Here is a 7,555-nt window from a genome sequence, read left to right on the forward strand (position 1 = left end):
TTCCCGGCGGTGCGGGGTACCACCTCGACGTCGATACCGAGCCGGGCGCCATGCGCGCGTACCGCGTTGTTGTAGCCGCCGTCGACCCAGGCCTTGGCCCGGCCGGGTGATCGGCGGCAACGGTGTCGAGCAGGTGCCGGCCCGCGGTGGAGTCCTGCACCGACGCCGGCGGTGACGATCACGGCCAGGAGCAGGCCGAGGGTGTCGGTGGGGATGTGCCGCTTGCGCCCCTTGATCTTCTTCGCCGCGTCGATGCCCTGGCTGGCCGCAGACGGTGGTGCAGACGTGCGTGATCCATCTGATCCGCAACACCTTCCGCCTCACGTCGCGCAGGTACTGGGATGAGCTGAAGCGCGATATCAAGCCGATCTACACCGCGGTCAACGCCACCGCCGCCCGGGCCAAGTTCATCCCGTTCCTCGACTACGACCTGGAGATCCGCACGGTCATCTGCTCGACCAACGCGATCGAGTCGCTCAACGCCCGCTACCGGCGGGCCGTCAAGGCCCGCGGCCACTTCCCCAACGAGCAGGCCGCGTTGAAGTGTCTGTACCTGGTGACCCGGTCCCTGGACCCCACGGGAGCAGGCAGGACCCGATGGACGATGCGCTGGAAACTCGCGTTGAACGCCTTCGCCATCACCTTCAGCGACCGCTTCCCGGCCGCTGAAACCTACTAACCAAGATCGCCGAAAACACCGTTAGCGAGACAGTCCCCCACAGTCCCGGCTTGTCGGGTGTAGTGGCTAGTCTTGGGTCGGGCTTGGTGACGGCGTCGGCGGATGGACCAGAGCAGCGGGTCGGTGCGGCGGCGGGTGGGTTCGATGATCAGGATGTTGAACAGGTGGCGTAGCTCGTTGACGGTCAGCGGGATCAGATCGGCTGGGTTGTAGCGGTGGCGGTGGCCGGCGGTCGCGGCGGCGAGGAAGGCGTGGGCGAGGATCGCGAGGGTGATCCAGCGGTGCCAGGAGGTCCAGCGGCGGTGTTGGTGCTGGTCGAGGCCGAGTCCGGTCTTCGCGGCTTGGAACGATTCTTTGATCTTCCAGCGGCGGCCGGCGACCGCGACAAGGACACCCAAGGCGACGGGTTCGAGTGACCAGCAGCGGTAAAAGGCCAGCTCGCCGGTTCTGCGATTGCGGCGGATCAGCAGCCAGTGGTGTCCGCCGTGGCCGTCGGCGGCGTGTGGCAGAGCGGTGAAGGACCAGTCGTAGTAGCGGTAGCCTTTCGCGCCCAGGCCGGCGGACACCCGCTGCCACGCGGTGGCGGGAAGCTTCGCGGCCAGGACGTCGACGCGGTAGGTGCCGAGGCCGGTGGTCACCTGATGTGAGCGGGCCACGGCCAGGACGTAGCCCAGTCGCAGCTGACGTAGCCGTGCGGCCAGGCGCGGATCGTTGCCGTAGGCCTCGTCGCCGGCCGCCCACCGGCAGGGCAGCCCGGCGGTGACCGCGGCCTCGATCATCCTGGCTGCCAGTTGCGGCTTGGTCGCCAACCGCACGGTATCGAGGATGCCGGTCTCGGCTCGCCGCTCGGGGTCGTCGCACCAAGGCTTCGGCAGGTAGAGGGCCGTATCGAGCATCGCGTGAGCAGCCTCGGTGGCGTAGACGAGATGCACGGCGAGCTGATAGTTCTCGACTTTCCCGGCCGTGCCCGAGTACTGCCGCTGGACGCCGACGGTGTGCCGTCCTTTCTTCAGGTCACCGGTCTCGTCGATGACCAGCACGGCGTCAGCCTCACCGAGCTGCCGGGCGACGAACGCGCGGACGTCGGCACGGACCGCGGTGTCGTCCCACTTCACCCGGGTCAGCAGGTCCTGCATCCCGTCCGGGCCGGCGTCCCCGGCATGCTCCGCGATGGTCCAGCAGTTCTTCGTCGGTAACGGCGCCAGCAAGCCCCGGACGAAGTCACGCACCTGGCGACGCGGCTCCGGCCTGCGGAAACGATGCCCGACCGTCAACATCAGGTCGTCAAACAACACCCGCCACCGCTAGCGTCTGCCCTGTATCTGGCAGCCACCGCTGCCTCATGGTCAGTCCACACAACCGTCCATGATCAACGGTGGCTGCCCTCATTCCCGCACCGCATCGATCCGCAGCTCAGCCAAGGTCAACAACCCCGGCTGGAGCACTAAGACGTCAGACATCTCGCGCAGCAGTCCGAGGGCCTTGCCTGGGTCAAGTCAACAACTGTCACCCGATCGCTGAAGATCCCTTAGTGCATCAGAAGTCCGACTCGTCGCCGTACATCATGCTCGGCCCCCGCCTACTGGAACGCCCGGAGCACCCCACCCACGCCTGCGGGTGACCGTCACCAACACCGGGACGCTCGCCGGGCGGGTCCACCTCGCCTACACCCTGCCCGCCGGGCTGACCGACGCGGGCACCCCGGGCTGCGCCGCGGTGGGCGGCGGCAACTGGCAGTGCGGCGAGTGGGCCGCCGCCCCGGGCGCGAAGTTCACCAGCCTGATCCGGGTCCGGGTCGACGGCCAGGCGTGGCGGAAGATGCCGCTCAGCGGCTCGGTGCGGGTCACCGCGTCCGGCGCGGGGACGGCCACCGCCGCGGACAACGAGGGCTTCGCGGTCCTCTTCCCGCCCGGCCCGCCGGTGCCCGGGATGAGTCTCGACGCCGATGAGGTGGCCTTCGACATCAGCGGCGGCCCCGCCGAACTGGGCGTCCGGCTGGGCAACACCGGCCGGGTGGACGCCGCGGGACGGGTCGAGGTGGTGCTGCCCGACGGGGTCAGCGTGCTCTCCACGCCCGGCTGCGCGGTGGTCTCGCCGACGCGTACCCGCTGCGACGCCGGGACCGTGGCGGCGGGCCGTACCACCACCCTGCGCCTGCCGGTCGCCGCCACCCCGCAGGCCCAGCGCGAGGCGCCGCTGGCCGGAGCGGTGATCGCCCAACTCGACCCGCGCTCCGGGCGGACCCGGCAGATGCAGATGAGCTTCCGGATCACCGCGGCGGCGGCGCTGGCCACCCCGCCGGCGGCGACCCCGGTCCCCACCGGCTCGCAGGGCGTGATCACCGCGGCCGGTCAGACCTCCGACGGGGGCGCGATGAGCTCGGCGCAGCGGATCGCGGTCACCCTGATCGTCGTCTCCGGGCTGCTGGTGGTGCTGGCGCTCGCGCTGGCCACCACCTCGTTGCGGCGCCGGATGAGCGGGCCGGTGCCGGACCCGTCGGCGAATCCGGCATCCGACTGAACCGACCGGCCCGGTAAGGGTCGGCGGCGGTGATCTCGATTACGGCGGTCCCCCCGAAACGGCCCAGAACCGGACGAACAACCTTCGGATTCGTTCCCACTCGTCGGACCTCCACCAAGGATGCCCTAACGGCTCGACGTAGGCTCTGGGTGAGAAACGACAGCGGGCCGGACCAGCCACGGGCGGATCGGCGCAGCGGCGCGTCAAGGAGGTCACGTGGCGGGGCAAGGCCGGGTCACCATCAGGTTCAGCCGCCCGCGCGACGGGGCTGAGCGAAGCGAGGTGCAGGCGTGACCAAGCAGATCCGTCAACTGGACCGGGTGGTCATCCGGTTCGCCGGTGACTCCGGCGACGGCATGCAGTTGACCGGCGACCGGTTCACCTCCGAGACGGCGCAGCTGGGCAACGACATCTCCACGTTGCCCAACTTCCCGGCCGAGATCCGGGCGCCCGCCGGCACGCTGCCCGGCGTGTCGAGCTTCCAGGTGCACTTCGCCGACTACGACATCCTCACCCCCGGCGACGCGCCGAACGTGCTGGTGGCGATGAACCCGGCGGCGCTCAAGGCCAACCTGGCCGACCTGCCCCGCGGCGCGGACATCATCGTCAACACCGACGAGTTCACCCGGCGCAACCTGGCCAAGGTGGGCTACGAGGCCAGCCCGCTGGACGACGACTCGCTCGCCGGCTACGTGGTGCACCCGGTGGCGCTGACCTCGATGACGGTCGGCGCGCTCGCCGAGCTCGACGTGTCCAAGAAGGACGCCGAGCGGGCCAAGAACATGTTCGCGCTGGGCCTGCTCTCCTGGATGTACTCCCGGCCGTACGAGTCGACGCTGCGCTTCCTGGAGCGCAAGTTCGCCGCCCGCCCGGAACTGGTCGCCGCGAACGTGGCTGCCTTCCGGGCCGGCTGGAACTTCGGCGAGACCACCGACTCGTTCTCCGTGCGGTACGAGGTGAAGCCGGCCAAGATGCTGCCGGGCACCTACCGGAACATCACCGGCAACGCGGCGCTCTCGCTCGGCCTGGTGGCCGCCGGCGTCCGCTCCGGGCTGCCGGTGTTCCTCGGGGCGTACCCGATCACCCCGGCGTCGGACATCCTGCACGAGCTGAGCAAGCACAAGCGGTTCGGCGTGGTCACCATGCAGGCCGAGGACGAGATCGCCGCGGTCGGCGCCGCGCTGGGCGCCTCGTACGGCGGCTCGCTCGGCGTCACCACCACCAGCGGCCCGGGCGTGGCGCTCAAGAGCGAGACGATCTCCCTCGCGGTGGCGCTGGAGCTGCCGCTGGTCATCGTCGACGTGCAGCGGGCCGGCCCGTCCACCGGCATGCCCACCAAGACCGAGCAGGCCGACCTGAACATGGCGCTGCACGGCCGGCACGGTGAGGCCCCGGTCGCGGTGATCGCGCCGAAGTCGCCCTCCGACTGCTTCCACGCGGCGCTGGAGGCGGCCCGGATCGCGCTGACCTACCGCACCCCGGTGATCCTGCTGTCCGACAACTACGTCGCCAACGGCTCCGAGCCGTGGCTGCTGCCCGACGTGGAGTCCCTGCCCGACCTGCGGGTCGAGTTCGCCACCGAGCCCAACGGCGAGGACGGCACCACGTTCCTGCCCTACCTGCGCGACCCGGAGACCCTGGCCCGGCCGTGGGCCATCCCGGGTACGCCGGGGCTGGAGCACCGCATCGGCGGCCTGGAGAAGGCCGACAAGACCGGTGACATCTCGTACGACCCGGCGAACCACGACTTCATGGTGCGGACCCGGGCGGCCCGGATCGAGACGATCCCGGTGCCGGACGTCGAGGTGGAGGACCCGGACGGCGACGCCCGGGTGCTGGTGCTCGGCTGGGGCTCGACGTACGGGCCGATCGGGGCGGCCTGCCGGGGCCTGCGCCAGCGCGGCCTGTCGATCGCGCAGGCGCACCTGCGCCACCTGGCGCCGATGCCCGCCAACCTCGGCGAGGTGCTGCGCTCCTACGACCGGGTGGTCATCCCCGAGATGAACCTCGGCCAGCTCGCCCACGTGATCCGGGCCAAGTACCTGGTCGACGCGATCGGCTACAACCAGGTCCGCGGCCTGCCGTTCACCGCCGCCGAGCTGGAGACGACGCTGGAAGAGGTCCTGAAGAATGTCTGAGCCCGTCGCCCTGAAGCTCACCGCCAAGGACTTCAAGTCCGACCAGGAGGTGCGCTGGTGCCCCGGTTGCGGTGACTACGCGATCCTGGCGGCCATCCAGCAGTTCATGCCGGAGCTGAACATCGCCCGGGAGAACACCGTCTTCGTCTCTGGGATCGGCTGCTCCTCGCGCTTCCCGTACTACATGAACACCTACGGGATGCACTCGATCCACGGCCGCGCCCCGGCGATCGCCACCGGCCTGTCGGTGTCCCGGCCGGACCTGTCGGTCTGGGTGGTCACCGGCGACGGCGACGCGCTGTCGATCGGCGGCAACCACCTGATCCACGCGCTGCGCCGCAACGTCAACCTCAAGATCCTGCTGTTCAACAACCGGATCTACGGCCTGACCAAGGGGCAGTACTCGCCGACCTCCGAGGTCGGCAAGATCACCAAGTCGACCCCGGTCGGCTCGGCGGACGCCCCGTTCAACCCGCTGTCGCTGGCGCTGGGCGCGGAGGCCACCTTCGTCGGCCGCACCATCGACTCGGACCGCAAGCACCTCCAGTCGGTGCTGCGGGCCGCCGCCCAGCACCAGGGTTCCGCGTTCGTGGAGATCTACCAGAACTGCAACATCTTCAACGACGGCGCGTTCGACCAGCTCAAGGAGCCGGCCACCCGGGACGACTACCTGATCCGGCTGGAGCACGGGCAGCCGATCACGTTCGGCAAGGACGGGCAGTTCTGCGTCGTCCACCCGCCGGGCGGGTTCGGGCTGGAGGTCCGGGAGACCGCGGCCACCCCGGCCGAGGAGATCGTGGTGCACGACGCCACAGTCGACGACCCCGCGTACGCCTTCGCGCTGTCCCGGCTGCCCGGTCTCGACCTGCGCAACACCCCGATCGGCGTGTTCCGCTCGGTCGACCGCCCGTCCTACGACAGCGTGGTGCAGGAGCAGGTGGCCGCCGCCAAGGCGAAGGTCACCGAGACCCCCGAGCAGCAGCTCGCCGGTCTCCTCGCCACCGGCGACACCTGGACCATCCTCTGACGCAGGCACCTTTTACGGAGAAAGAGTGGCTATTCCCGACGGGATAGCCACTCTTTCTCTGTAAGTGCGTCCGGTGGGCCCGGGGGGTCAGGGGTGGGTGGCGGTGGTTTGGGGGCGGTCGTCGCGGACGTGGACGAGCATGTCGCCGGTCTCGATCACCGCGCCGGCCCTGTCCGCGAGGGTGACCACCTTGCCCCGGCGGACCAGCGCGATGACCAGGGACTCCAGCTCGCGCGGCGACTTGCCGACCTCGTGCCGCTCGGCGGAGCGCATCGCCAGCGCCATGCCCTGGCCGGGGGTGAGCAGGTCCTCCACCACGTCGATCAGCGGCGGCGCCGAGGTGGAGAGCCCCAGCAGCCGCCCGGCGGTGGCCGAGGAGACGATCACGTGGTGCGCGCCGCTCTGCCGCAGCAGCGGGGCGTTCTCCGCCTCGCGGACCGCCGCGATGATCCGGACCTGGCCGGCGGTGAGCTGCCGCGCGGTCAGCGCCACCAGCACCGAGGCGTCGTCGCTGTCGGTCGCGATGATCACCGCCTTGGCGTTGCGGACGTGCGCCTCCTCCAACACGGACGAGCGGGTGGCCGAGCCCTCGATGGCGACCAGGCCGGCGGAGGTCGCCTGCCGCAGCGCGGTGCCGCTGCGCTCCACCACCACGATCCGGGACTTGTCCAGGCCGTTCTCGAGCAGGGCGGAGACCGCGCTGCGGCCCTTGGTGCCGTAGCCGCAGATGATGACGTGGTCCTTCACGGTTCTCCTCCACCGCCCCAGCCGACGGCCGGTCCGGTACTGCTCGGTCAGGACTTCCAGGGTGGTACCGACCAGGATGATCAGGAAGAGCACCCGGGCGGGGGTGATGAACAGGACGTTGACCAGCCGGGCCGACTGCGAGAACGGGGTGATGTCGCCGTACCCGGTCGTGGAGAGGGTGACCACCGCGTAGTAGGCGCAGTCGAGCAGGGTCAGCCCGTTCTCGTCGACGTCGCGGTAGCCGTTCCGGTCGAGGAAGACCACCGCGACGGTCAGCAGCACCAGGCCCAGGGCGGCGGCCAGCCGGAGGCTCAACGCGCTCAGCGGGCCACGCCGCTGCGCCGGGAAATGGATCACCGTCGGTCCTGCTTCCCCCGGATCGCCTGCACGCCCACAACATAGCGGTTGGGCCGGCATCCGCACGCCGGGGTGGCCGACCGGGCG

At 70.3% G+C, this 7,555-nt stretch carries 6 protein-coding genes and 1 pseudogene; 4 read left to right on the forward strand and 3 right to left on the reverse strand.

Annotated features, from left to right (window positions below; genetic code table 11):
- Positions 1 to 254: transposase (locus JNW89_RS21450; protein WP_375155128.1), on the reverse strand; the 254-nt coding region annotated here is incomplete at its 3' end.
- Between the two features lie 8 nt (positions 255 to 262).
- Between JNW89_RS21450 and JNW89_RS21455 the strand changes: the two are divergent.
- Positions 263 to 679, forward strand: a pseudogene (locus JNW89_RS21455) (transposase); the annotation flags it as partial.
- On the opposite strand, the gene JNW89_RS21460 reads toward JNW89_RS21455, so the two are convergent.
- The gene (locus JNW89_RS21460) at positions 676 to 1,956 is read right to left on the reverse strand and encodes an IS701 family transposase (RefSeq protein ID WP_238450189.1); all 1,281 of its coding nucleotides are present in this window, start codon (positions 1,954 to 1,956) and stop codon (positions 676 to 678) included. The pseudogene JNW89_RS21455 and the gene JNW89_RS21460 sit on opposite strands and share 4 nt — an antisense overlap.
- Before the next feature lie 340 nt (positions 1,957 to 2,296).
- Between JNW89_RS21460 and JNW89_RS21465 the strand changes: the two genes are divergently transcribed.
- The 3 genes from JNW89_RS21465 to JNW89_RS21475 all read left to right on the forward strand — a co-directional run bounded on the left by JNW89_RS21465 (position 2,297) and on the right by JNW89_RS21475 (position 6,364).
- On the forward strand, positions 2,297 to 3,199 hold the full coding sequence (locus tag JNW89_RS21465) for a hypothetical protein (protein WP_238450262.1): 903 nt from the start codon (positions 2,297 to 2,299) through the stop codon (positions 3,197 to 3,199).
- Between the two features lie 290 nt (positions 3,200 to 3,489).
- Positions 3,490 to 5,337 (forward strand): 2-oxoacid:acceptor oxidoreductase subunit alpha, encoded by a 1,848-nt coding sequence (locus JNW89_RS21470; protein WP_238450263.1) that lies wholly within the window; start codon positions 3,490 to 3,492, stop codon positions 5,335 to 5,337.
- Positions 5,330 to 6,364 carry a 2-oxoacid:ferredoxin oxidoreductase subunit beta gene (locus JNW89_RS21475; RefSeq protein ID WP_238450264.1) on the forward strand — a complete coding sequence of 345 codons (1,035 nt, stop codon included), beginning with the start codon at positions 5,330 to 5,332 and terminating at the stop codon, positions 6,362 to 6,364. Before JNW89_RS21470 ends, JNW89_RS21475 begins: the two co-directional genes overlap by 8 nt.
- Before the next feature lie 87 nt (positions 6,365 to 6,451).
- Here the strand turns inward: JNW89_RS21475 and JNW89_RS21480 are convergent, their stop codons facing one another.
- On the reverse strand, positions 6,452 to 7,468 hold the full coding sequence (locus JNW89_RS21480) for a TrkA family potassium uptake protein (protein ID WP_238450265.1): 1,017 nt from the start codon (positions 7,466 to 7,468) through the stop codon (positions 6,452 to 6,454).
- Positions 7,469 to 7,555: the final 87 nt, after the last annotated feature.

Source organism: Micromonospora sp. 4G55, assembly GCF_016803375.1.

Excerpts from the sequence above, each read along its gene's own strand:
- JNW89_RS21460 (WP_238450189.1), bottom strand. The coding sequence starts at position 1,956 with ATGTTGACGGTCGGGCATCGTTTCCGCAGGCCGGAGCCGCGTCGCCAG.
- JNW89_RS21475 (WP_238450264.1), top strand. The coding sequence starts at position 5,330 with ATGTCTGAGCCCGTCGCCCTGAAGCTCACCGCCAAGGACTTCAAGTCC.